This window comes from Blastocatellia bacterium, assembly GCA_025055075.1.
GTDB lineage: Bacteria > Acidobacteriota > Blastocatellia > HR10 > HR10 > HR10.
Map to the genome: position 1 here is coordinate 19911 of JANWYV010000039.1, position 23979 is coordinate 43889.

23 protein-coding genes are annotated in these 23979 nt (G+C 61.1%); 3 read left to right on the forward strand and 20 right to left on the reverse strand.

Annotation, left to right across the window (positions count from 1 at the left end; all coding sequences use genetic code 11):
* Positions 1 to 16: 16 nt before the first annotated feature.
* The 3 genes from moaC to NZ746_09975 form a co-directional block, all read right to left on the reverse strand.
* Positions 17 to 496, reverse strand: a complete 480-nt coding sequence (gene moaC, locus NZ746_09965; protein MCS6817689.1) for a cyclic pyranopterin monophosphate synthase MoaC — start codon at positions 494 to 496, stop codon at positions 17 to 19.
* Positions 493 to 1740, reverse strand: coding sequence for a molybdopterin molybdotransferase MoeA (locus NZ746_09970; GenBank protein MCS6817690.1), 1248 nt, complete (start codon positions 1738 to 1740; stop codon positions 493 to 495). The genes moaC and NZ746_09970 overlap by 4 nt, the downstream gene beginning before the upstream one ends.
* A gap of 124 nt (positions 1741 to 1864) precedes the next feature.
* On the reverse strand, positions 1865 to 3511 hold the full coding sequence (locus tag NZ746_09975) for an FG-GAP-like repeat-containing protein (GenBank protein ID MCS6817691.1): 1647 nt from the start codon (positions 3509 to 3511) through the stop codon (positions 1865 to 1867).
* A 195-nt stretch (positions 3512 to 3706) separates the two neighbouring features.
* On the opposite strand from NZ746_09975, the gene NZ746_09980 reads away from it, so the two are divergent.
* Positions 3707 to 4894 (forward strand): methionine adenosyltransferase, encoded by a 1188-nt coding sequence (locus NZ746_09980; GenBank protein ID MCS6817692.1) that lies wholly within the window; start codon positions 3707 to 3709, stop codon positions 4892 to 4894.
* A 26-nt stretch (positions 4895 to 4920) separates the two neighbouring features.
* Here the strand turns inward: NZ746_09980 and ychF are convergent, their stop codons facing one another.
* From ychF to NZ746_10030, 10 genes are all read right to left on the reverse strand, one after another.
* Positions 4921 to 6018 carry a redox-regulated ATPase YchF gene (gene ychF, locus NZ746_09985; GenBank protein ID MCS6817693.1) on the reverse strand — a complete coding sequence of 366 codons (1098 nt, stop codon included), beginning with the start codon at positions 6016 to 6018 and terminating at the stop codon, positions 4921 to 4923.
* Positions 6019 to 6113: 95 nt separating this feature from the next.
* A complete protein-coding gene (locus NZ746_09990) occupies positions 6114 to 7040 on the reverse strand; it encodes a glycosyltransferase family 4 protein (protein MCS6817694.1) in 927 nt (308 codons plus the stop codon).
* A 95-nt stretch (positions 7041 to 7135) separates the two neighbouring features.
* Complete coding sequence (locus NZ746_09995; protein ID MCS6817695.1) at positions 7136 to 7987, reverse strand: sulfotransferase; 852 nt, start codon at positions 7985 to 7987, stop codon at positions 7136 to 7138.
* Positions 7980 to 8909 carry a glycosyltransferase family 2 protein gene (locus NZ746_10000; protein ID MCS6817696.1) on the reverse strand — a complete coding sequence of 310 codons (930 nt, stop codon included), beginning with the start codon at positions 8907 to 8909 and terminating at the stop codon, positions 7980 to 7982. The genes NZ746_09995 and NZ746_10000 overlap by 8 nt, the downstream gene beginning before the upstream one ends.
* A complete protein-coding gene (locus NZ746_10005; GenBank protein MCS6817697.1) occupies positions 8906 to 9736 on the reverse strand; it encodes a sulfotransferase in 831 nt (276 codons plus the stop codon). Before NZ746_10005 ends, NZ746_10000 begins: the two co-directional genes overlap by 4 nt.
* A 113-nt stretch (positions 9737 to 9849) precedes the next feature.
* Positions 9850 to 10755 (reverse strand): class I SAM-dependent methyltransferase, encoded by a 906-nt coding sequence (locus NZ746_10010; protein ID MCS6817698.1) that lies wholly within the window; start codon positions 10753 to 10755, stop codon positions 9850 to 9852.
* On the reverse strand, positions 10752 to 11420 hold the full coding sequence (locus NZ746_10015; protein ID MCS6817699.1) for a methyltransferase domain-containing protein: 669 nt from the start codon (positions 11418 to 11420) through the stop codon (positions 10752 to 10754). Before NZ746_10015 ends, NZ746_10010 begins: the two co-directional genes overlap by 4 nt.
* Positions 11378 to 12634, reverse strand: a complete 1257-nt coding sequence (locus NZ746_10020; protein MCS6817700.1) for a glycosyltransferase family 2 protein — start codon at positions 12632 to 12634, stop codon at positions 11378 to 11380. The genes NZ746_10015 and NZ746_10020 overlap by 43 nt, the downstream gene beginning before the upstream one ends.
* On the reverse strand, positions 12631 to 13926 hold the full coding sequence (locus NZ746_10025; GenBank protein ID MCS6817701.1) for a glycosyltransferase: 1296 nt from the start codon (positions 13924 to 13926) through the stop codon (positions 12631 to 12633). The genes NZ746_10020 and NZ746_10025 overlap by 4 nt, the downstream gene beginning before the upstream one ends.
* A 142-nt stretch (positions 13927 to 14068) precedes the next feature.
* Positions 14069 to 15052 carry a ketoacyl-ACP synthase III gene (locus tag NZ746_10030; protein ID MCS6817702.1) on the reverse strand — a complete coding sequence of 328 codons (984 nt, stop codon included), beginning with the start codon at positions 15050 to 15052 and terminating at the stop codon, positions 14069 to 14071.
* Positions 15053 to 15473: 421 nt separating this feature from the next.
* Here NZ746_10030 and NZ746_10035 point away from each other — a divergent pair, with 421 nt between their 5' ends.
* Positions 15474 to 16622, forward strand: coding sequence for an AAA family ATPase (locus tag NZ746_10035; protein MCS6817703.1), 1149 nt, complete (start codon positions 15474 to 15476; stop codon positions 16620 to 16622).
* Between the two features lie 4 nt (positions 16623 to 16626).
* Here NZ746_10035 and frr read toward each other — a convergent pair whose 3' ends face one another.
* From frr to rplM, 6 genes are all read right to left on the reverse strand, one after another.
* Complete coding sequence (frr, locus tag NZ746_10040; protein MCS6817704.1) at positions 16627 to 17184, reverse strand: ribosome recycling factor; 558 nt, start codon at positions 17182 to 17184, stop codon at positions 16627 to 16629.
* Between the two features lie 13 nt (positions 17185 to 17197).
* A complete protein-coding gene (gene pyrH / locus NZ746_10045) occupies positions 17198 to 17968 on the reverse strand; it encodes a UMP kinase (protein ID MCS6817705.1) in 771 nt (256 codons plus the stop codon).
* Between the two features lie 51 nt (positions 17969 to 18019).
* Positions 18020 to 18655 carry a translation elongation factor Ts gene (gene tsf / locus NZ746_10050; protein ID MCS6817706.1) on the reverse strand — a complete coding sequence of 212 codons (636 nt, stop codon included), beginning with the start codon at positions 18653 to 18655 and terminating at the stop codon, positions 18020 to 18022.
* Positions 18656 to 18660: 5 nt separating this feature from the next.
* Positions 18661 to 19467, reverse strand: coding sequence for a 30S ribosomal protein S2 (rpsB, locus tag NZ746_10055; protein ID MCS6817707.1), 807 nt, complete (start codon positions 19465 to 19467; stop codon positions 18661 to 18663).
* 183 nt (positions 19468 to 19650) lie between these two features.
* Entirely contained in the window at positions 19651 to 20046 is a 396-nt protein-coding gene (rpsI, locus tag NZ746_10060) for a 30S ribosomal protein S9 (protein ID MCS6817708.1), read from the reverse strand.
* A 9-nt stretch (positions 20047 to 20055) separates the two neighbouring features.
* Complete coding sequence (rplM, locus tag NZ746_10065) at positions 20056 to 20490, reverse strand: 50S ribosomal protein L13 (GenBank protein MCS6817709.1); 435 nt, start codon at positions 20488 to 20490, stop codon at positions 20056 to 20058.
* A gap of 135 nt (positions 20491 to 20625) precedes the next feature.
* Between rplM and NZ746_10070 the strand changes: the two genes are divergently transcribed.
* A complete protein-coding gene (locus tag NZ746_10070) occupies positions 20626 to 22332 on the forward strand; it encodes a carbamoyltransferase (protein ID MCS6817710.1) in 1707 nt (568 codons plus the stop codon).
* Between the two features lie 4 nt (positions 22333 to 22336).
* Here NZ746_10070 and dacB read toward each other — a convergent pair whose 3' ends face one another.
* Positions 22337 to 23896 (reverse strand): D-alanyl-D-alanine carboxypeptidase/D-alanyl-D-alanine-endopeptidase, encoded by a 1560-nt coding sequence (gene dacB, locus NZ746_10075; GenBank protein ID MCS6817711.1) that lies wholly within the window; start codon positions 23894 to 23896, stop codon positions 22337 to 22339.
* Positions 23897 to 23979 lie beyond the last annotated feature (83 nt).

Sequence of the window (23979 nt, forward strand, 5' to 3'; positions counted from 1 at the left end):
CGAACGAGGGAGCGACTCACCCATTCTCCTGTCGCACATAATCCCCCGACATCCCCCCCGTCTTTCGCTCCAGGCGAATATCTGTGATCGTCATCTCCCGATCCATGGCCTTACACATATCGTAGAGCGTGAGCGCGGCGATGCTCACGGCCACAAGGGCCTCCATCTCCACGCCCGTTTGCGCCGTCGTCGCCACCGAGGCCGTGAGGGCAACGCCGTTCGTTCTCAACTCCGTCTCGACTTCCACATGCGTGAGCGGCAGCGGATGACAGAGGGGGATCAATTCCGCCGTCCGCTTGGCCGCGAGGATTCCGGCCAAGCGCGCTGCCTCCAGTGGATCGCCTTTCGGCGTCCGTCGCTCTCGAATGGCATGCAACGTCTCCTCGCGCATGCGCACGAAGCCGCTCGCCACGGCCCGTCGTTCGGTCACGGGCTTCGCGCTCACATCAACCATTCGAATTCGCCCTTCGGCATCCACGTGAGTGAGATCTTTCACGATCGTGCTCCCCACGGCAAGAAGAGTACGCGCGCGCGCTCACCCGCCTTCACCGACGCCACCCCCTCCGGGACAATGAGCAGCGCGTTCGCGCGAGCGAATCCCACGAGATCCGAACTCCCCTCCCAAGGGACGCGGCGAACGAACGCTCGCCCGTCGGCGAACCAGACGAAAGCCGGCAAATAACTCCGCCGCTCGGGCGAATGCTTGGCCTCCTCGCTCACCGTCGCTTCAAGGAGAGGAAGGCCTTCTTCTCGACATCCCAGCATCCGACGAAGCGCCGGAAGGACGAAGAGGAGGAACGTCACGACGACGGAGACGGGATTGCCGGGCAAGGCGAAGACCGGCTTCCCCTCGAAGAGCGCGAAACACGTTGGCTTACCCGGATGAAGGCGCACGCGCTCGAAAAATACGCGCGCGCCGATTCGCCGCAAGGCGACCTTCACCAGATCGGCTTCACCCATCGAGACACCGCCCGTGATGAGCAGTCCCTCGAAGCGCTCCAGAGCGGAACGGATGGAGGATTCGATCTGCGAGAGATCGTCGGCCGCGATCCCCAAGGGATAGGCCGCGACTCCTTCCATCGTCAAGCAAGCATAAAGCGTCGGACTATTGGAATCTCGAATCTGAGCGAGCGAAGGACGCGCGCCGACTTCCACCAATTCGCTTCCGGTCGAGAGCACGCCCAATATCGGGCGACGCGCGACGCGAACCGTCGCATGACCGAAGGAGGCGAGGACAGCGATCTCCGCCGGACCGATGCGAATCCCTGGCTCGAGCAGCAGCTCTCCTTCCCGCGCCTGACTCCCGCGTCGCGTGATATGCTGTCCCGCCCGAACAGGTTCCCGGAGGATCACCCATTCCCCCTCGCGCTCCGTCTTCTCAACCCGCTCGACGGCATCCGCCCCAGGCGGGACGACAGCTCCCGTCATGATCTTCACCGCCTCGCCCGGAGCGATCGCACCGGAGAACGTTCCCCCAGCTAGCACTTCTCCCACGACGCGCAAGCGCGCGGGCACTCTCACCGTGTCTTCAGCCCGCACAGCATAGCCATCCATCATCGCGCGATCGAAAGGGGGAAGATCCATGTCCGCGCGGACCGACTGACGCAACACGCGCCCCAGAGCCTCGGCCAGTGGAACCGTCTCCTCACCGACCGGGGCGACGTTTTGCAGAATGATCGCTTGCGCCTCCTCGACCGCAATCACGGGCGATACGATACCAAATCCCCCGTGTCGCTTCAAGAATTCCCGACGCCAAAGCAGGTGAAGGCAGGAGCGCAGTCATCGGAGGCGGCGCAGCGCGATGGCGTCGGTGCGCTCATGCATTGCGCGATCGTCTCCGACGAGGTGGAAGCTGCGGGCAAGTTCATCCGCCGACTCTCCCCCGATAAAGAGCGTGCGTCCCTCCCTCATCGGCGAGGAAGAGATCCCGCCGCCCATCCCGATCGAAATCTATCCAAGCCGCTCCGCGAGGAGCAGAGACAGGCGTTATCGCGAATCCAGGCCGCCCCACGATCCGACCGAACGTCCCATCGCCCCGATTGCGGAAGAGGAAGATCCCCCCCGCCTTCGCGACGAAGACATCCGTGCGACCATCCTCATCGAAATCGGCGACGGCGAGCACGCCACCACTCCCCGCATTCGCGTATCCGGCGACCTCAGGATCCACCACGCTGAACGTCCCATCACCGCGATTGCGGTACAAAATGTCCTGTCCCTCCCGAACCACGAAGAGATCCAATCGCCCATCGCCATCGAAGTCGAACCACGCGACAGCCGTGCTGATTCCCCTTTGCACGATGCCAGCCGCCGGCGCGACATTTTGGAATCTCCCACCTCCGAGATTACGATAGAGGAAATCTGGCCCCTCATTCGCCACGTAAAGGTCCAAGCGTCCGTCCCCGTCAAAATCTCCCCACGCTGCAGCGCGCCCTTTCGCATCCTCAACAAGCCCAGCCGAGCGCGGATCGAGCGCGACGAACATCCCTCCCCCGTCGTTCCGATAGAGGACATCTTGCCCATCGTTGACGACATAAAGGTCCAAACGCCCATCGCCATCGAAGTCACCCCACGCAGCCGCACGGCCAGGAGCATTCTCGATGATCCCCGAAGAGGTCGCCACCTCGCGAAATCGTCCCCCTCCTTCCTGGCGCAGCAGAAAATCTTGTCCTTCGTTGACGACATAGAGGTCCAAGCGCCCATCGCCATCGAAATCTGCCCACGCGGCCGCGCGCCCTTCGCCGACGCGCGGAATTCCGGAAGCGTCGGTCACATCCACGAGTCGCCCCTCGTCGTTCCGGAAGAGGAAGTACACCCCCTCCCCGATAAGGAAAAGGTCGGGGAACCCATTCCCATCGAAGTCCCCCCACGCGAACGCCCGGATTGGACGAGCGATGGGCGTGGCGAGAATCCTCTCCTCAAGGAAACGGAGTGCTCCAGAGATCGGGAACGAGGCTGTGAAGATTCTGTCCCCGAGGATGCTCCTGTCTCCATTGGCGGCATTCCCAGCAGCATAAAAGGTCACTCCCGTGGCTCCCGTCGCCGGGGCATCCCAGGCGATCGGCCAGCTCTCTCCTCCTCGTTTCGAGAAGTCCTCGGTGCTCTCCGCCGTATGAGTCATATACTGCCGCTGTCCTCCCGGTCCGCCCATCTTTCGTTGCGTTCGGAGTGGATCGGCCAATCCCCGATTCCCCCCGACAACGGGGAATTCCCCGGCTGGAGCATTCCCGGGAGTGGTGAGCGCCGTCAGTTGAAATCCCCACCGCCGGCGATCTGAATCAGGATGCGTCACCGACAACTTCAGGAAATATCGCTCTCCAGGCACATAGCCGACGGGTATGCCCTCCAAGGACACCCGACCTCGAGTGTCGGGATTCACACGAAATCCCGTGTGGCAAAGCGCGCATGTCTGTTCCCCAGGGGCTCCCGTGAACCCGGGATCCGGTCCATCGGAGAAAGCCATAGCGACAGCCACGAAGGTGAAAATCCCAACGCACCATCGCAATGCGTTCATCGCCCAATCTCCTCCTTTCCCTGAAGGCGCGAAGGCCTTCGGAAGATGAGCTTTCGCCTTGCGACGAGCGTCTCAGTTTATCACCCTCATCGCGCGCCGCAAAAACCGCGCTCGTCCATGATGCTGAGTATGACCTGGACGAAGGTTTTCGGCGTGGTATACAGTTTAGTGAACCTTAGCGCGAAGGAGCGAGCGATGATCGTCGTGGATCATTTGACTTTTCCGAAGGTCGAAGCGTTGGAGGTCGAGATCGTCGAGCGAAAAGGGATAGGACATCCGGACACGATATGTGATGGGATCGCTGAAGCCACGAGCGTCGCCCTCTGTCGCTATTACGAGCGAGAATTCGGGCGCGTCCTGCATTACAACCTCGATAAAGCACTTCTCGTCGGCGGGCGCACGATCCCTCGCTTCGGCGGAGGAGAGATGCTCGATCCCATTCTTTTCACCCTCGTCGGGCGCGCGACGCTCAACGTCGCCGATCGGCACGTCCCAATCGAGGAGTTATATCGCGAGGCCGCAATGAGTTGGATCGCAACTCATTTCCGACATCTCGATCCTGAGCGACATATGCGCTTTCAATGCGTGATCCGACCGGGAAGCGCCGACCTCGTGGACCTCTTCCAGCGCGCGGCGACGACACCGCTCGCGAATGACACCTCCTTCGGCGTCGGCTATGCCCCGCTGACTCGGCTCGAACGCGTCGTCTACGAAACGGAGCGATTCTTGAATTCGGAACCGCTCAAGGCGACTCATCCCGAGATCGGCGAGGACATCAAGGTGATGGGGATGCGACGCGGAGAAGAGCTGACGCTCACGGTCGCCATCGCCTTCGTCTCCACTCACGTCCGCGATCTCTCGGACTATCGGGAGAAGAAGCAGGCGATTCGGAGCGAGATCGCGCACTTCGCCGAGCAGCTTGTGGATCGCCCGGTCACGGTGTACGTCAATCCCGCCGACGACGAGGCGAAGGGTTCGATCTACCTCACGCTCACGGGGACGAGCGCCGAGGCCGGCGACGATGGACAAGTGGGACGTGGGAATCGGGTCAACGGGTTGATCACGCCCTTTCGTCCGATGAGCTTGGAGGCGACGGCTGGAAAAAATCCCATCAGCCACGTGGGGAAGCTCTACAACATCACGGCCCGACGCATCGCCGAACAGGTCCTCGAAGAGATCGAGGAGGTCGAGGAAGCGTATTGCTACATCCTCAGCCAAATCGGTCGGCCGATCACTAAACCTCAGGTCGTGAACCTGAAGCTGCGCGCGCGACGGCTCACGCGCGGCGTGCGCGGTCGCGCCTCCCAACTGGCGATGGCGAAGCTCGATGAGCTCCCCTCCCTCTGGCGCCGGCTGATCGAAGGCGAGATCAGCGTGTATTGATGCAAAGGTCGTTGGCGCCATCGCTTTCAGGAGACGTGGAATCGGAAGTAGATCACGTCGCCTTCCTGCACGACGTAATCGCGCCCTTCCAAGCGGATCAATCCGTGCTCGCGCGCTTTGGCGATGGACCCCGCAGCGATGAGGTCCTTGAACGGGATCACTTCGGCGGCGATGAAGCCGCGCTCGAAATCGGAATGGATAAGGCCGGCGGCCTGCGGAGCCTTCGTCCCGGCCTTCACGGCCCAAGCCCGCACTTCCTTCTCGTTGCCGGTGAAAAAGGTAATGAGCCCCAATTGCCGATAGGCGGCATGAATCAGCTCGCGCACCCCCGTGCTCGTGACGCCGAGACCCGCTAAATATTCAGCCGCTTCTTCGTCGGTGAGATCGGTCAACTCGGCCTCCAATTGCGCGCAGAGGACGACCACATCGGCCTCCCACGCTCGCGCTTGCTCGCGCACGCGCGCGACACATGGAGTCTCGCGCCCGAGATCCTCCTCGCCGACGTTCGCGGCGTAGATCTTCGGCTTGGCCGTCAGAAGGAAAAGCTGCCGAACGATGGCTCGCTCCTCTTCGGAAAGGCTCAACCGGCGCACCGGAGTCCCAGCATTCAAGGCCGCCTCCAGCTTCTCCAGAACCGCCAACTCGAAGGCGACCGTCTTGTCGCCGACTTTCGCCTGCCGTTGCGCCTTCTCCTTCCGTCGTTCCACCGTCGCCAGGTCGGCGAGCGCCAGCTCCATCTCGACCGTCTCCATATCGCGGATCGGATCGAGCACCCCTTCTACGTGCGCGACGCTCTCGGCCTCGAAACACCGCACGACTTCGACCAGGGCATCCATCTCGCGGATGTGCGCGAGGAATTGATTTCCCAAGCCTTCGCCCCGATGTGCCCCGCGCACCAAACCGGCGATATCCACGAATTCGATCGTCGAGGGGACGGTCGCCGAGGTCCTATACACGCGCGCGAGCAGCGCCAGCCGTTCATCCGGCACAGCGATGATCCCGACGTTGCGCTCCACCGTCGAGAAGGGATAGCTCGCGACCTCGGCCACATGCCCGCGCACGAGGGCGTTGAAGAGCGTGGACTTCCCGACGTTCGGAAGCCCGATGATCCCGACGCGCAGCAAGGTTCACGCTCCTTCGCTCGGAATTCGCACGGGATCCATTGTATCGCGTGGACGAGGGAAAAGAAATGGCGGACAGGATCGCGCGCCACTGGCGATCAGTGACGCGGCGAAGCTGCTCCCGCTAGGACGCGGTGAAACACCCGCACGTGTTCGGCAGCCGATCGGTTCCAATCGAACATCCGAGCGCGCTCCACGCCCCGTTCTCGCAAACGCTCGCGCAAGGCGTCATCCTCAATCAACCGTCGCATCGCCTCGGCGATCTCCTCCACCGAATAGGGATCCACGAGCAATCCCGCTTCCCCCACCACTTCCGCGCAACCCGTGCGGTTCGAGGTGATCACCGGACACCCGCAAGCCATGGCTTCGAGAATGGAGAGCCCGAATGTCTCTCGCAGCGAGGGCGCGACGAGTGCTCGGGCGCCTCGATACCACTTGGCAAGCTCGTGCTGCGGGAGAAGCCGACGGATGATCTTCACTCCCCGAATTCGAAACTCCCGAAGAATACGCCAGTCCCCGGGCGAGAGCACAATCAGATCCGGACGAAGCGCTTCCGAGAGCCGCGTATACGCCGCCAGAATCCGCTCGGTGTTCTTCATCGGATTGCCGCCGAAGATATGCAGCAGATATGGACGTTCGCGCAACGCGACATCGCCATCCGGCCTGAAGAGCTCGTGATCCACCCCATGCGGGATCGCATGAACCTTCTCCAGCGAGACCTCGAAGACCTCAGCGGCTTCCCGAGCAGCGAATTGCGAGGGCGCGATCACCGCCGCCACAACTTCCCGAAACCACACGCGATCCCGCTGAAGTCGAGCCTTCAGCCAAGGATGGTAGAGGCGGGCAATCACCCATTCCGCTTCCGAGACATAAACCGGTGAGAAGATGCGCGCGCCATGGAACGTCACGATGACGGGAACGGAACTCTCCCGCAGCAGGAGAGGGATCGGTCGCATCCCTAACCCAGGATCCCACACCGCATCGCACTCAGGAGGGATCGGCCCCCATCTCCGAATCGGAATCACTTGAACTCCTAAGGCCGAAAGACAGCGCTCCACATTTTCTCGATAAACGCGATGACTCGCCGCATCTATCGAACGGGTCACAACAGCCAAGCGCATTATTGCTCAACCTCGACCATCAGCCGTTCTACGCTCTCCCGCGAGTAGAAGTGCCAATACGGTCCATCGGTCTTGAGCAAGCGCTCCCCCAGAGCGCGCATGAGCGAGGCATCGTAGAGCGAACTCGCGTTTCGATTCTGCAAAGGGACGTTTAGCTCAGCGGCCTCGGGGACAATCGCACGGAGCGCTCGCCCGCCCGTCGCAATGATGTCCTCATATCGCAGGACAGCTCGCTCAGGAAGTACGCGCCAATACTTCTCGAAGAACCATCCGAGAAGATAGAGCTGCCGCTCCCACCGATCCCGAATGCGAGCGAGTGCCCGCCGGAGAGAAGAGTCGAATAACTCGGCCATAGGCGCATAACCTCGATTTACCGGAAGGGAGACCGAATTCCAAGAGGCGAGCACGGCTAAAGGATTACGAATAATGGCATACGTAGGAAAATCGCGCGCCAGCCTCTCCAAGGGCGCCGTGAATGTCCCCGGATGCTTGACGACGAGCCAGAATTCGGGAGGAAGAGGCTTCTCGATACGAATCTTTCCGTGCGTCGCCACACGTCGTCTGAGTTTCCCCCAACGATACTCTTCCATGACATTCGCAGGAATCCCTCCACGAATATGAAGGGAAGGAGCACAGCCCAAGAGCGAGATGTCCCTTCGGGTCTTCTCGAAGAATCGGCGAACGGATCGGCACACCCCGTTTGCGTCCCCGCGCATCATCCCGACGAAGAATCGTACCCCCATTCCTGGTTCGACCAAGGCGAGAACGTTGGGGAGCTGATTCAACAGCCAGCAGGCGAGCGTCGTCCCGGATCGGGGAACTCCTGTGAGGAGGATATCGCGCTCAGGCATCGTTCTTTCCTGCACCATCTCGAAGGTAGGCTTCGAGTTGAGCTGTCACTGTATTTTTGTCGAAGGCAAATTGGACCAACCCGACGAGACTTTGTCGAAGCACAGCCCAATAGGAGAGACCGTGCTTTCGAGCGAAGCGAAGACCGTTACGAAAGGCGTACTTCACGGTCCGAGGGAAGTTTTGCCGCATGGAGAGCCCACCGCCTGAAGGTCCCCCGTGGTAGACAAAGGTCGAGAGATCGAGCAGGAGTCGGAATCCCGCGCGGCGGGCGCGTAGGCAATAATCATCGTCTTCAAAGAGCCCATGCGCAAACGACTCATCAAGATAACCAATCGTCCGAACGAGATCGCCGGAAATCGCCAAGCAGAATCCGATGAGCCGATCCACGGGAATCGCGCGCTTCCCGACACGTTGGCGGAGGCGTAGAGCGAATCGCTCGATCCGCTCCTGCTCTTCGAGCGAAAGATCTTTGATCCGAGGAAATAAATGCGTGTTTTGATAAGCCGTCACCCAATTGGTGACCGGCCCCACTAACCCGACCCCCGGCCCTTCGCTCAGGACCTCGAGGAGTCGGTCCAAGGAACCTTCGGGAAGATAGAGGTCGTCATTCAGAATCACAAGCACCTGGCCATCGGCGCGACGCATCCCCCGATTGTAACTTCCCCCGAAGCCGAGATTCCGCGGGTTCTGCAAGAACTGATAATCGCCAAACGCCCGACGGAACTCCGGCTCATATTTCTGCACGAGGGCCAATGTCTGCCGGCTCAGGGGAGAAGCATCATCGAGCAGGATCAGTTGCTTATCCGTTGAGCCGTTTCGCAAAAGGCTCGGGAAAAATAAGCGGTCGATCACCTCCAGTACGGCTGGCCCCGCGTTATACATCGAAGTAATGAGAGTCGCCGTGAGCTTGCCCGATGTCATGGCAGATATCCGAGAAGCTCGAGCGTGGGTTTCAAAATCCCTAATACTTCGCGCTGCATCTCGTCGCTCAGGTTCTCGCGCCAACGTCCGACGCGCTGACGGTGATCCCGACGCGACCAAACCGATTGATACCGGGCTTGGTAAGAGCCAATCGTGGAGTTTTGAATCTTCTCGGAGAATGCGACGACCTCCGGATGAAGGGGGAGACCGAGATATGCGAAGAGCTGTTGCGCGACGTCCTGGGGATGGGCCACCAGGTCTTCATAGCGGATCTGGAGGTGCGGGACATCGGCCAAATCGTTCAATCCAATATGGATAATCTCGCGCCAAGCATGGGCACAGCGGATGATCCCCTGATATCGGGTGAACAAATCGCGCCATTGAGGTGGACGCTCATGAGCCCACCAACGCCCTCCGATCCCCGGAAGAAGCGAACAGGCCACATCGCGTCCGTCCCGAACAATATGGATGAATTTCGCTTCAGGAAAGACGGCTCGCAAGAAGGGAATGCGCAGGACGTTCCGAGGATTCTTCTCCACAATGAGGCGAGCGTCGCCTTTGCGCCAGCGAAACCACCATCGAATGAACGTTCGAACCATCGGAGTCGCCTGCTCTGCCGTAAAGCGATCCGACCCGTTCACCCCACGCCCGGCGATCCGCCAAGGAACATAGGCCTCGAAAATGTACTTCACATCGGGGTGCGCCCCCACCAGTTCACCCAGGATGCTCGTGCCCGATCGAGAAACCCCGACGATAAAAGCGACGTTCAGGGAACAGCGATCGAATCGATTAAGCTTTTCGATCTCTTGATCCCCCCTCAGCTTCATCGCCCTTTCACTCCATCTCCTGCAGCTCCCTAGGGAAGCTCTTTTTTTAAGCCTCTTCTCTTGCCCGCCCTTCCGAACGAGCACGCATCGAGCTGTTCACCCCCAATTGCCGCTCATGCGATTCGAATCCACAATGAAGCTCCATTTCGATTCACCTCCCGCATCCGCGGATGTTCCCACAGGGGATCCAGCACGCGCGACAGCTCCGGATCCCGGCTGATGAAGGCATTCGGAAGGAGGACCTCGATTCCCGGATCGCGCGCCAGCAGCCAGACGGCCAGCAGATACTGCTCCGAATAATAGCGCTTCCCCCAATTCGGAGGATAGTCATAGGGCAAGAAGATGTCGTGAAACTGCACGATTACCCCCCGTCGCAGGCGGGGCAGGACGTCCAAGAAGACGACCGTCACATCCGAATTCATGAAGCAGCGATGCGAGCCGTCAATGAAGAGGATGTCATCGCTCTCTAGCTCGTCAAAAAGCCGAGGATCCAGATCTTCGAGGCGTTCGCGAATGAGGACATCGCAGAGCGCGGCGACGGCGATCCGCGGATGCGGATCTATAGCGATGATCCGCGTCGCGAGCCCTCCATCTCGAATGGCCCGGCGCGCGAAGCGCGTCGAATAGCCGGAGCCGATCTCCACATATCGCCGCGGGGAGAAAAGGCGAAGGAGAGAATAAAGGCTCACGGCGTCTAAGGCCGGAATCCAGAGATTCCCCCCTCTCCAGCACGGCTCTCCCGGATCGGATGCGAGCATGGGGATGCGCCACAGGTCTTCTTGGAAGCGCAGGAAGCTTTTCAAGCGTTCTCGATATGCTGACCGCTGCCGATCGAAAAATGCATAGAGCGCGGCATGGGGGGGCTTCCCATAGCCATAGCGCGGGACCGGGCGCACGCGCGCGTCCACGAATAAAAGCCGGCTCTCCCGGAGCGCTCTGACGACGGCTGTCGCAATGCTCCAAGCGCGCACGAGCGAAGGCCGCGTTGTCCATTCGGCGATTTTGTGCCGAAGTTTCATCGCCCTTTTGCCGTCGTCGCGTCTCGCTTCATCGCGAGAACGCGCAGCTCATTATACACGATCAACTCGCCGAGCCAACGCCACGGGATCGGATAATAGCGCTTGGCCAGGATGGAGAATCCGCGCGGGACGAGCGCGCGCACAAGGCGCGGATAGTCGAAATAGGTCTTATGCGTGCGATCCACTTTGAAGCCCGTCGCCGTCGGCACGCGAATGCTCAACACCCCACCCGGCTTGAGGACGCGATGGATTTCGTCCAGCGCCACCTCCGGCGCCTCCAAATGCTCCAGGACATGGCAGAGGAGAACGCCATCGAACGATGCCGCCGGAAAGGGAAGGCGATAGAGGTCGCTCTGCACGCACCGATACCCTCGTTCGACGCAGTAGCGCACGCAGTAGAAGTTATGATCCACGCCGAAGGCCTCCGGGTAGACGCGGAAGAAATGGCCAATGCCGCATCCGACATCCAAGACGCGTCCGCGAAATTCCTTGAGATGAGGTCGGAACGAGCGCTCCAACGCTGCGAAGACCAAACGCACGAGCCATCGCGGATATTTCATCCCCGTGAGGTACTCGAAATAAGCTCGACTTCTCGTCGTCTCCTCGCCCCGATACATCTTCTTCACGCGTTGTGCGACGTCGCACGCCGTTCTCCGTAGACGCACCGCCCGCGCCACATGACACCCGCCCCGGACCAGAGGCGCCATGGTACGGCGAAAGCAATGGCGGCGAAAACGGCGTAGCCGAGGAAAGCGAGTCCCGCCGAGAGCGGCGTCAGCCGATCCGCCCAGCTCAAGCGCAAGGTCAGCCCGGTCATTGCCAGGTAAGCCATAGCTGCCGGTAAGGCCAAAGAAGCAGCGTGATCTCCCGCGCTCACTAATGTTCCAAGAAGCGCGAGTGGTGGAAAGACGGTGAGCCATAGGAGCATGCTTCCCCCGATAAGGGCGATCGGCCATCTCCGCCCAACTGCCGAACAGATCGAACGACTGTAGGCTTCCCAGATCTCCGCGAGCGTCGCGCGCGCCGGTGTGCGCACCAGAGGAGCGCCCTCCACCGCGAGGACGCGATATCCGCGCTGCTTCAGCCGTATCCCGAGGATCGTTTCATCGAGCACTTCCCCACGAATCGCCGCGTATCCTCCGATCTCCTCCAGTGCGCTCCGTCGTATGAGCGTGAACGCGCCAATGGTGAACGCTGGATCGCCGACATACGCCGACAGCAGAGCCAGCGGATGGAATGAACGCCATCGCCGGCCTCCTTCAGATGGGCGAAGGCCCCCCTTCCTCTCTCGCCAAGCGGCGATGAGCATGCCCAAGCGCAACAGGTTCAACGCTTGAGGCTCGACGACTCGATCCCAGAAGCTCACGTATTCGAACTTGGGGAGTAAGGACACCGCATCCAGCTGACGCTCGCGCGCCAGTGACAATGCCGTCCGCACAGCCGCTGGGTGCGCGACGATGTCGGCATCGACGGCCAAGATCCACTCTCCCCTCGCTATGGCTAATGCTTGCTGAAGCGCAAACGGCTTCCCTCGCCATCCAGGAGGCGGTTCTTCCCCATCCAAGACGCGCATTCGGGAATCCGATCGCGCCATCTCTCTCAAGATATCCAGCGTACGATCCGTCGAGCGATCGTTGACGACAATAACCTCCAATCGGGGATAATCTTGCCGCAATAGCGATCCAATGGCCTCGCGCAAAATTCGATGCTCCTCATTTCGCGCCGGGACCAGGATCGAGACCAAGGGCCACTCGGAATCCGCTTCTGCCGACCCCTGCGCCACCGAAGAGAGCACGAACCGATATCTCCAGAGGACCATCGCGACCGTAAAGAGTATGAGCCAGAACGCGGCGCTGCTCCACAGGAGCATCTCCATCATCTTCCTTCCACTCCAAGAGGGGATCGAGCTGAGAAACCAACGGGCTCGCGATTCCCGAGCCGAGCGTTCAGAAACGCTTCAATCGTCGTCGCCGCTGCTTTCACTCCATCAAGGTCGCGATGGGCGCGCTGCAATCGCTGCATGTTCCGCGCATAGATCTCCCGATGCGCGAGCATTTCTTCCAAGGTTTGCTCGAGCTGCTTCGGGTCAGCTAACACCTCAGGAAGGGCGAGCAACCGCCCCGCTCCTAGCTCCTCAATCTCCCGTCCGATTAACTCCTGCTCGAAGTGCGTGGCGACGATCAAGCACGGCGTCCCCGCGGCGATGGCTTGATAGAGGGTCCCGGCTCCGCCGTGGCAGATCACCAGATCCGAACGCTCCATTACGAGGCGCCCAGGCAGAAACCGCTCAACGCGCACGTTCTCTGGAACCTCTCCGGGCGCAAAGCTGATCTGTCCTCCGGTCGTCAAGATGGCGCGATACGGCATGCGGCTGAGCAGATCCAGCACCTGTCGGAATAACCCGGGATGACCCGTGCTCCCAAGCGTCACATAGATGACGGGGCGTTGGCTCGTCCACTCGGCCAGCCATTCCGGTTCCGGTGACGACGGTTCCCAATATATTGGGCCAACGCGCACGAAGTTCTCCGGCAACGGACGCGTCGGGGCCAGAAACTCGCTATCCAAAATCAGATTCAGGTCACCCAAAAAAAGCTCCCACAAATCGCGCTTCGGCTCCAAGCCGTATTGCGCGAGCAAGCGCCGATAGGGGCGAATCTTGTAGCGCAGGAGCCAACGGAACCCCCAAGGGATTACCATGTCGCTCATTCGCTCGCCCAGCAGGCGCCGAACCCAGAAGGCCGGCGCGGTTCGAAACGCTCGATAGGGCTTCGCCGCATAGGGATAAAGCCACCGCCCTCCAAGAAGGGAAACAATCGGGACCCTCCGTGCTCTGGCCGAGATGAACATCGTCAATCGAAAATCCACGACGACCAAATCCGGCCGCAGGCGATCGAGCAACTCCAACTCAGCGCGCACATGGGCACGGAGCCATCGCTCGTCGGGTCTCTTCCAAAATGACCGCAGGATGCCGAGCCCTTCGCCTGCTGGGATATCGGGCAGCTCGACGTAGCCGAGACGAGGGACCTCAAGCGCCCACTCTCGGAGAAAGCGAGGCGCGCCCGCCAAGAGGACGCGATGGCCGCGCCGATCCAGCTCGCGCGCGATCATCAGGCAACGTCCAGCATGGGCGAGAACCGTCGAAGCCGGCGCGAAGAGGATTCGCCCCCTCATGCTTTCTCTCGCAGGCTGCTCCCGCGACATCTCCCGCTGTGTGACCGGCGCATGCTCGCTATCGTGCGTTCATCGGCCATCGGTGAGGCCGATGGATAGGCAGACATGGGGACCGATGCAGACGTCAAGCGCCGCAGAGGCCTCAATATTCGAAGACCAAAACACCCGCATTGAAGCCCGCGCCAAAGGTCACCATCAGGATTTTATCCCCCCGCTTCACGCGGCCATGACGTACATTCTCATCGAGCGAGATGGGGAGTTCTGCTGAGATCGTATTCCCGTAGCGCTCGTAATCCTGGATGATGCGCTCGCGCGGGATGCCCGCTGCTCGCGCCGCCTCCTCAAAGAGCGGCTTGCTCGGCTGGTGGATGAACGCCACGTCAATCTCCTCGCGCGAGATCCCAGCGGCTTGTAACGCTCCCTCGATACAGGCGCCCAAGTTATTGCGCAAGACCTCGAACATGATCTCCCGCCGCCCCATGTAGAAACTCCCTCGGTATTCGGGCGGGATACGAGGCGAAGGCAAGGACGTCTCGTGCGGCATGGTGATCACATCATAATACTCCCCCTTAGTCCAGAGCCCGCCCGAGAAGAAATGTCCACGATCAGCCGCCTCGATCAAGACTCCGCCCGCGCCGTCGCCGAAGATCGCGCGATGCATCGGATTGCGAAAGGGATTCCCGCGCGAGACGATCGTCCCTGCTAGGACGAGGATGCGTCGTTCTCCTGTGGCGATGCAGCGCAAGGCGTAGTCCATCCCGGCGACCCATCCCACGCAGGACATGCCCACGTCCACCGCCGGACAATAAGCCCCGAGCTTGTATTGAACGACGCTTGCTGTCGAGGGCTCGTGATAATCCCCCGGGGTCGCACTGACGATGATGCGATCCAGTTCCTCGGGTGAGAGGCGGGCCGTTTCCAAGATCCGCCGGGCTGCCTTAACGATGATGTCCGAGCAGGCTTCATCTTCATCCACCGCTCGGCGTTCCACGGCTCCCAGGAGTCGCCGAATCTGCCCATCCGATTCTTCGAGCCCGAGAATCTCCGAGTTTGTGATCACGCGCTGCGGCAAGTACGAGCCTGTCGCGGCAATTCGTGCAGGAATGTTCGCGTAGCTGTAGATCATCGCCGCTCCTCCCGAGAGAGGGATTTCCTCCGCCGAAAGTTTGACCTCGGGTGAATTGATGTCCTGGGCATTGCAGGGGGATTCGCGCCGCGGGCGCACAACCCCCTACCTCGTCGCTTTCGTAAGTGCACTCGCTCAGCTCCTTCGATCGGTTCTTCGACTCCGCACCTTCGCGGAGCAGCCGCGCACTCGCGAGACCGAGCACCGGCGAGTAGCAAAGACTATAGACAAGACCGCGAGTTGTCAAGCGAAAAAAAATTCTCCCTCTAGAGACCTGTCATCGCGAGGGCACTCGTCCCCAAATTCTTGACGAGCTTCGCATCGCTCCTCCTATAATCGTCTTCGGGAAGGCAACATCGCGCGCGGAGCCGACGTCTAAGGCGGTGGTGAAGCGCGAGGACAACGGCGAGGGAGGACAGCCATGGCGGCGCCAACGCGAGTTTTGCTCAATCCAGAGCGGCGGCACCCGCAGGTGGAAGAGTTCGAGCGAAAACTCCTGGAGCGGATCGTCGGTCAGGATCGGGCCGTGCGACGTCTGGCCAATCTCTACCAGGTTTATCTCTCCGGGCTCTGCCAGCCGGGACGACCGATCGGATCACTCCTGTTCCTAGGACCGACGGGCTCCGGAAAGACGCGCCTTGTCGAAGCCTGTGCGGAGATCCTCTTCGGCGATCCCAACGCCCTGGTGAAGATCGACTGCGCCGAGTTTCAACACAGCCACGAGATCGCTAAGCTGATCGGCTCGCCGCCCGGTTACCTCGGCCATCGTGAGACGCCGCCGCTTTTGAGTCAAGAGAACCTGGATCGGTATCACACGGAGACGTTGAAGCTCACCTTCGTGCTGTTCGATGAGATCGAGAAAGCCTCGGACGCCCTCTGGCAGCTCCTGTTGGGCATCCTGGATCGAGCGACACTCACGCTCGGAGATAATCGCAAGGTGGACTTCTCCCGTTGCATCATCATCATGACCTCGAACCTCGGCGCCAAGGAGATGGCCGAGCTGATCTCCGGCGGGATCGGATTCACTCCCAAACACGGACAGCAGGATTCCCTCGTGGATCAGAAGATCTATCGCACGGCACTGGAGGCGGCTCGCCGTCGCTTCTCCCCGGAGTTCATGAATCGCATCGATAAGGTCGTCGTCTTCCGCTCCCTCAAGGAGGAGCATCTGCGGCAGATCTTGGAGATCGAGCTGAAGCTGCTTCAGCAACGGATCATGCGATCTTCCGCACCGACGTTCGTCTTCACGTGCACGGAGGCAGCCAAGGAACTTCTCCTCCGCGAAGGGACCGACTACAAGTACGGGGCGCGCCATCTCCGGCGGGCGCTGGAACGGTTTCTGGTCTTCCCGCTCTCCAACTTGGTGGCGACGCGACAAATCGAGACGGGCGATGTCGTGATCGTGGATGTAGACGCCAAGGATCCGACGCGTCTGGTCTTCACCAAAGAAGTCGAAGGGGCGCTCGTGAGTCCTCCCTCCTTCAGCGATGAACCGGTCACCTGCGAACCCATCGCCGCACGAGAGCGAACGCGTGCGGCTTCCAACACGGGCACGGCGCGCCGATTGTGAGCCCTCAACGGCCGAGCAATTCTTCTTCCTTCTTCTTCGCCAGTTCGTTGATCCGCTCGATAGCAGCGTCCGTCAGCTTCTGCACCTCTTCCAGAGCGCGTCGCTCATCGTCTTCGGAGATGAGCTTATCCTTGCACATCTTCTTGAGGCGCTCGTTGGCATCGCGCCGGATGTTCCGCACGGCCGTGCGATGGTCTTCGGCGATCTCCCCGACGACTTTCGCCAACTGTCGCCGGCGCTCTTCCGTGAGCGGCGGGATGGGAATCCGAATGAGGCGCCCATCATTGGAGGGCGTCAGTCCGAGATCGGATGTCAAGATAGCGCGCTCGATCGCTGACAGCAGCGAGGGATCGTAGGGTTGGACCGTGAGCAGTGTGGGCTCCGGGGCATGCACCTGGGCCACTTGCGTGAGCGGCATGGGGGTGCCGTAGTACTCCACAGTGATTTGATCGAGGAGACTCGGCGACGCTCGACCCGTTCGCACGGTGGCCAGCTTTCGCCGACAATCTTCAACCGCCGCATCCATCCGGGTCTTGGCGTTGTTCAAGACGTCCTTGATCATATCCTCCTCCCTCTCATCGAACGGGCTCTTCGGACGCCGAAGGATGGCCGACGGCGACGCTCTCTGGGACGACCCGCGATCCGACCTTCTCTCCGAGGACGACGCGCCGAATGTTCCCCGGCACTTTGAGATTGAAGACGATGATGGGCATCGCGTTATCCATGCAGAGCGTGATGGCCGACGCATCCATGATCTTCAAGCCCCGCTCCAGCACGTTGAAATAGGTCAGCTCGTCCAATTTCACGGCATCTTTGTAGATGGCCGGATCGGCCGTATAGATGCCATCCACCTTCGTCGCCTTCAGGATCACATCGGCCTTGATCTCCAGCGCGCGAAGCGCCGCCGCGCTGTCAGTGGAGAAGTAGGGATTCCCGGTCCCCGCGGCGAAGATCACCACGCGCCCCTTCTCCAAATGGCGAATGGCTCGCCGCAAGATGAATGGCTCGGCCACGGCGCGAATCTCAATCGCCGTCTGCACGCGCGTGGGCACCCCGAGTTTCTCCAAAGCATCTTGCAGGGCTAAAGCGTTGATGACCGTCGCCAACATCCCCATGTGATCGGCCGAAGTACGATCCATCCCTTGCGCGCTCGCCTCGATCCCTCGAATGATGTTCCCCCCGCCGATGACGATGGCGATCTGCACGCCCAGGAGATAGACCTCCTTGATCTCCTCCGCGATCGTGCGGAAGACCTGCGGGTCGATCCCGTAGCTCTGCTCCCCCATGAGGACTTCGCCGCTCAACTTCAGCAGGATGCGCCGATAGATGGGCGTTGGAGTTGTCATGCGCTCCGCCTCCTATAAAAAAGCCCCTCGCGAAGGAGGGGCTTCGGATGCTCAGCCGGTCGCGGCCGAAAGCGTCGAGTCTTCGCCAAGCTTGTAGCGCGTGAATCTCCGGATGCGGATGTTCTCCCCGAACTTCGCGATCAACTCCGCGAGCAATTGATAGATCGTCCGGCTCGGGTCTTTGATGAAGGGCTGCTCCAGAAGCACCGTCTCGGCATAGAACTTCGCCAGGCGCCCCTCGACGATCTGCTCCAGGACGCGCTCGGGCTTCCCCTCCATCTTCGGGTCAGCCAACGCCTGTTCGCGGGCGATCTCGCGCTCTTTGGCGAGCACGTCCTCGGGCACATCCTCCTTGCGGATATATCGAGGTTCGGCCGCGCAAATATGCATGGCTAGGTCTTTGACGAACTGCTGGAATTCCGGGTTGCGGGCGACGAAATCCGTCTCGCAGTTCACCTCGACGAGGACGCCGATCTTGCTCCCATGATGGACATAGGCACCAATGATTCCTTCGGCGGTCGCTCGTCCTTCCTTTCGCTTGGCCGCCGCCAGGCCACGCTTGCGGAGGATCTCAATGGCCTTCTCCTCATCCCCGCCGGCCTCGATCAAGGCTGCGCGGCACTCCATGATCCCCACGCCCGTCTTCTCGCGAAGAGCTTTCACCGCTTGTGCAGAGATCTCAGCCATAGTGCTCACTCCCGCTCAGGAATCTCCTCCTCGATTTCCTCCAAGAAGTGCTCCGTGTCGCTCATCGTCGAGGCCTCGGCCTCCGACGTCGTCGCTGCCGCCTCGGCGACTTCCGGCGCCATCTCCTTCATCATTTGCCGCCCTTCGATAATGGCGTCAGCGATCTTGGAGACGAAGAGGCGCACGGCGCGCAGCGCATCGTCATTGCCCGGGATGGGATAATCGATCCCTTCCGGATCGCAATTCGTATCCACGACGGCGACGATAGGAATGCCCAACCGCTTGGCCTCCCGAACGGCCAGCTCCTCTTTCTCCGTATCCACGACGAAGAGCACATCGGGCAATCGGGTCATATTACGGATGCCGGCGAAGTTCTTCTCCAATGCCGCGCGTTTGCGCTCCAGGCGAATAGCCTCCTTCTTCGGCAGTTGTTCCAACCGCCCATCGGCCTTCATCTGCTCCAGCTCCTGCAGCTTCTGAATCGACTTCCGAATCGTCTGGAAATTCGTCAGCAATCCACCCAGCCAGCGATGGTTGACGTAGAATTGGCCGCACCGGGTGGCCTCTTCAGCGATGGCCTCTTGCGCCTGTCGTTTCGTCCCCACGAAGAGGAAGGTCTTGCCTTGCGCCGCCATCTCGGTCACGAACTTCACGGCCTCGCGGAAATGCCGCTGTGTCTTCTGCAGATCAATGATATGGATGCCATTGCGTTCGCCGAAGATGAATTCGCGCATCTTCGGATTCCAGCGGTGCGTCTGATGGCCGAAGTGGACGCCCGCCTCCAACAGCTCCTTCATCGTGATCGTGACCACTGTCGTCCCTCACCTCCTCGATAACGATTTTTTTCGCGCTCGGCCGTCCCCGTTCTGTTGCCCGCAGAGTCCCCCACACCCGCGACGCAGAATTCCAGGGCCTACGGAAGTCCCCATGGAATCCCGCGCGCGAACCTCGCCGGAGATCGCCCACGATGTCCGGGGAGAGTCACTCCCGAACGCTCACCGCTTGGAATATTGGAATCGCTTTCGGGCTCCCTTCTGCCCATATTTCTTGCGTTCCTTGATGCGCGCATCGCGGGTGAGCAGACCGGCTTCCTTCAAGCGGGGGCGCAGATCGGAATTGAATTCGAGCAGCGCGCGCGCGATCCCGTGTCGGATCGCCTCGGCCTGCCCCGTGATTCCCCCACCGCGCACGTTCACGCGGACGTCGAACTTACCCCAGGTATCTGTCAGCAACAACGGCTGCCGAACGACAGCCCGATGTCGTTCCAGGGGGAAATAATCCTCCAAGGGACGTTCATTGACCAGGATCTGCCCCGTCCCCGGACGCAAGATGACGCGCGCTGTCGAAGTCTTGCGCCGTCCCGTCCCCCAATATTGAATCAACTCCGCCATGGCGACTCCTTACAAGGTCAAAGGTTCCGGTCGCTGGGCCTCGTGCGGGTGCTCGGGCCCCGCATAGACGCGCAGCTTCTTCGCCATCTTCTTGCCCAATTTCGTCTTGGGCAACATCCCCAGGATCGCCCACTCCACAATCCGCTCCGGATGCTCGGCCAGCATCCGCTTGGCGGGAATCTCCTTCAAGCCGCCGGGATACCCCGTGTGATACCGATAGACCTTCTGCTCCCACTTCCGCCCCGTGAACTGCACCTTCGCGGCATTGATGACGATCACATGATCGCCCATATCCAGGAAGGGCGTGTACTCCGGCTTATGCTTCCCCATGAGGATCCGTGCCACGCGCGAGGCCAACCGGCCGACGGTCATTCCCGCCGCGTCCACGACGTACCATCTGCGCTGCGCGTCCAGATTCTTGCCACTCGGAACGTAGGTCTTCATGCTCTCCCTCGATGCCCGACTTCAAGGCGAACGCTAAAGATAGCGAACCCCGGGCCGGAGTGTCAAGCACGAGGAGAGTGTCTCTTCCTCGACATATTGACAAGGCGCAATGGCGTCAGCTACAGTTGCCCCCCGATGTACATCCTCGGGTTGGCCACAATGGGAGAGGCCGCCGCCGCTTTGCTTCGTGACGGCGAGCTCATTGCTGCCGTCGAAGAGGAACGTTTTTCGCGAATCAAGCATCATGTCGGCTTCCCGCACCAAGCCCTGCGCTACGTCCTGGAGGAGGCTCGAATCAACATGGCCGACGTGGCTCACGTGGGCTTGTATTGGCGCCCGTGGGTGCTCGGCCATCGGATTCGAACGACGCTAGCAGCACTCACGCGCTCGCCCGATCACTTCATTCGGCGCGTCGTGCGCGGCCGCGAGCAGATCTCCGGCCATTACTTCCCGATGATGCGCCTGCCGCGTCTGCTGCGCGAAGAATACGGAGGCGGCGACTTCCGATTCCACTATCTCGAACACCACCTCTGCCACGCGGCGAGCGCGTTCTTTTGCTCCCCGTTTGAGTCGGCCGCCATCTTCACCTTCGATGGAACGGGAGAAGCGACGACAACGCTCTTCGCCCACGGACAGGGCACGCGCATTCGGAAGTTGAAAGAGATTCGCCTACCTCACTCGCTCGGGCAGTTCTACTCGGCCATCACGAATTTCCTCGGCTTCGATATGTTCGAGGGCGACGAGTATAAGGTCATGGGCGCCGCCGCTTACGGCGAGCCCGAATTCTACGATTTCTTCCGCCAAAACGTGCTGCGTCTGACGGGCGAGGCCGAGTTCCAGTTGAACACGGCGCTACTCGATCATCATCTGGCGAAGCGCTACCAATTCCCCGAATCCCTGACGCGCGTGCTGGGCCCACCGCGTCGCCCCGATGAACCGTTCACCCAGCGCCATTTCAACATCGCGGCCAGCGCGCAGAAGGTCTTTGAAGAGACCGTCCTTCATCTCTTGCGCTGGTTGAAACGGGTTACGGGCGAACGCGCTCTCTGCCTGGCCGGTGGCTGTGCGCTCAACGCCGTGCTCAATGGGCGCATCGAGCGCGAATCGGAGTTCGAGGCCGTGTACATCCAACCGGCCGCTCACGATGCTGGCGGTGCTCTTGGCGCCGCGCTCTACATCTACCATGCGATCCTCGGCCGCCCGCGACACTTCGTAATGGAACACGCATATTGGGGGCCTCAGTTCGAACGCGCGGACTATCTTCGGGCATTGTCCGCGACCTCCCTACAGTGGGAGGAGCTGGAGGAGGAGACGCTCCTTCGCCGCGTCGCTCAGCTTCTGGCTGAGGGGAAAATCATCGCTTGGTTCCAAGGGCGCATGGAGTGGGGGCCGCGCGCGCTTGGGAACCGCTCGATCCTCGCTGATCCTCGGCGACCGGAGATCCGCGAGGTGATCAACCACAAGGTGAAGCTTCGTGAACCCTTCCGGCCCTTCGCCCCCTCCGTCCTCGAAGAGCGCGTCGAGGCTGTCTTCGGTCGGCGCCTACACGCTCCCTTCATGATCACCGTACACCCGGTCGTCCCAGAGATGCGGTCTGTGATCCCGGCCGTCGTCCACGTGGATGGGACGGCACGCCCGCAAACGGTCAGCCGTAAGGCGAATCCTCGCTACTGGGAGCTCATTCGCGAGTTCGAGCGCCTCACGGGCGTCCCCGTGCTGCTCAACACATCCTTCAACATCCAGGAGCCGATCGTCTGCACTCCAGAGGATGCCGTGGACTGCTTCCTCCGCTCGGAGATGGACTTTCTGGTCCTGGACCGATTCCTGGTCCGACGGCGATGAGGCCTCACGGTCCGGCGAAAGCTGCCAACGTCGCACACAACTCATTCAGTGCTGAGATGACGTCCGCCGCCTCGCCCGTGTGGTGATTGGCCATGAAGCTGAAGACGAGCCGTTCTCCGCGCGCCGTCGTCACATATCCGGAGAGCGTGAACGTGTAAGCGAGCGTCCCTGTCTTCGCGCGCACATTTCCCTCGGCCGGCGTTCCTCGCATGCGGCGCTCAAGCGTCCCATCCACGCCCGCGATCGGGAGCGATTCCCGATAGATCGCTCCATGCTCGTGCTGACTCATGTAGCGAAGCAGATCTACCGTCGCCGCTGGCGTCACCAAATTCAGGCGCGAGAGGCCCGATCCGTCCCGCACGCGCACTCCCGACGTCCGCGCGCCGATCTCCCGAAGGAACTCCCGGATGACCTCGAGCCCCTTCTCGGCCGATCCCTCGCCCTTCACCTCGGCCCCGAGGACTCGCAACAAAATCTCCGCATGCAAATTCTGGCTGATCTTGTTCAACACGCGAATCTCCTCGCTCAAGGGGAGGGATTCGACGGCCGCCAGCTCGACCATCTGTCGAAGATCGAGCGGACGCTCGCGCCGCACCTTCCAATCAGCCGCGACGACGCGTCCGCGCACGCGGACGCCACGCCGCTCGAGGGCTTCGCGAAAGAGCGTGGCCGCATATAGCGCCGGATGGTGCACGGCGACAGCGGCTCGATACCCCGCGCTCTCGCGCGGCATCATACCGCGAATCTCCAGGACGTTGTCTTGAAGCCCGCGCTCGAGCTCGATCTGCTGCGGCGTCCCTTCGGCCGTCGTCACGGCGCGATTGAGCACGGTCATGTAGGGTGAGGGGGGAGAGAGGATCACCCGCACGGGATCTCCCTCGCGCTCTCCCGGCCTCAGGACCACATCCACGAAATTATCGTCCACTGAGAGCGCGCTCACCTCCGCCCCATAGTACCACTGCAGATCATCCCATTCCCACCCAACGCCTAAGCGCGGTCCAACGAAGTAACTCTCATCCCCGACGATGTCGCCCAAGATCTCGCGCACGCCCGCGCGCACAAGCTGATCGGCCAACTCGAAGAACGGCGTCAAATATCCCCCGGTCAGCGCGCGCGTGCTGAGATTTGGATCCCCGCGTCCGTAGAGGATCACGTCCCCCTCCACATGACCGCGCTCATCCGGCCGCGCCGACGCATACACCGATGTGCGGAATCGAAAATCCGGCCCCAAGCGCACAAGTGCCGCCGCCGTCGTGTAGAGCTTCATGTTCGAAGCCGGAGTGAAGAGCTGATCCGGCTCGCGTTGAAGGAGGACCATCCGCCGATCCAACGATTCGACGAGAATCCCCCAGCGCGTCGTCGCGAATTCGGGTCGTCGGATGATCTCCTCCACGCGCCGCTCCAATTGCCGAACGGTCCGCAGCGGCGGCTGCGCCATTCCCCCTGCGGCGTGACCGCTCATCCCGATGAGAGCCATCGCGACGATAAGGCTTCGTCTGCTCTTGTTCGTGAACATCGGCCCCCTCCCCATCGAACCGGTCGTCTCCTCGCGACGACGTCGCATCCTTCCCGCCGCCTCGCGAGATCGCGCCTGTCATTTTCGCGCGAAAGCAGCGCGTTGATCAAGCGCTCGCGCGTGCGATATAT

What these genes read in the sequence shown, in the direction of transcription:
- NZ746_10000 (MCS6817696.1), bottom strand. Translation starts at nt 8,909, where the DNA reads ATGACATCGGGCAAGCTCACGGCGACTCTCATTACTTCGATGTATAAC.
- rplM (MCS6817709.1), bottom strand. Translation starts at nt 20,490, where the DNA reads ATGAAGACCTACGTTCCGAGTGGCAAGAATCTGGACGCGCAGCGCAGA.
- frr (MCS6817704.1), bottom strand. Translation starts at nt 17,184, where the DNA reads ATGATCAAGGACGTCTTGAACAACGCCAAGACCCGGATGGATGCGGCG.
- NZ746_10035 (MCS6817703.1), top strand. Translation starts at nt 15,474, where the DNA reads ATGGCGGCGCCAACGCGAGTTTTGCTCAATCCAGAGCGGCGGCACCCG.
- dacB (MCS6817711.1), bottom strand. Translation starts at nt 23,896, where the DNA reads ATGCGACGTCGTCGCGAGGAGACGACCGGTTCGATGGGGAGGGGGCCG.
- NZ746_09995 (MCS6817695.1), bottom strand. Translation starts at nt 7,987, where the DNA reads ATGCCTGAGCGCGATATCCTCCTCACAGGAGTTCCCCGATCCGGGACG.
- NZ746_10010 (MCS6817698.1), bottom strand. Translation starts at nt 10,755, where the DNA reads ATGAAACTTCGGCACAAAATCGCCGAATGGACAACGCGGCCTTCGCTC.
- tsf (MCS6817706.1), bottom strand. Translation starts at nt 18,655, where the DNA reads ATGGCTGAGATCTCTGCACAAGCGGTGAAAGCTCTTCGCGAGAAGACG.
- NZ746_09980 (MCS6817692.1), top strand. Translation starts at nt 3,707, where the DNA reads ATGATCGTCGTGGATCATTTGACTTTTCCGAAGGTCGAAGCGTTGGAG.
- NZ746_10005 (MCS6817697.1), bottom strand. Translation starts at nt 9,736, where the DNA reads ATGAAGCTGAGGGGGGATCAAGAGATCGAAAAGCTTAATCGATTCGAT.
- NZ746_10030 (MCS6817702.1), bottom strand. Translation starts at nt 15,052, where the DNA reads ATGATCTACAGCTACGCGAACATTCCTGCACGAATTGCCGCGACAGGC.
- pyrH (MCS6817705.1), bottom strand. Translation starts at nt 17,968, where the DNA reads ATGACAACTCCAACGCCCATCTATCGGCGCATCCTGCTGAAGTTGAGC.
- rpsI (MCS6817708.1), bottom strand. Translation starts at nt 20,046, where the DNA reads ATGGCGGAGTTGATTCAATATTGGGGGACGGGACGGCGCAAGACTTCG.
- NZ746_09975 (MCS6817691.1), bottom strand. Translation starts at nt 3,511, where the DNA reads ATGAACGCATTGCGATGGTGCGTTGGGATTTTCACCTTCGTGGCTGTC.
- NZ746_10025 (MCS6817701.1), bottom strand. Translation starts at nt 13,926, where the DNA reads ATGAGGGGGCGAATCCTCTTCGCGCCGGCTTCGACGGTTCTCGCCCAT.
- NZ746_10020 (MCS6817700.1), bottom strand. Translation starts at nt 12,634, where the DNA reads ATGATGGAGATGCTCCTGTGGAGCAGCGCCGCGTTCTGGCTCATACTC.
- NZ746_10070 (MCS6817710.1), top strand. Translation starts at nt 20,626, where the DNA reads ATGTACATCCTCGGGTTGGCCACAATGGGAGAGGCCGCCGCCGCTTTG.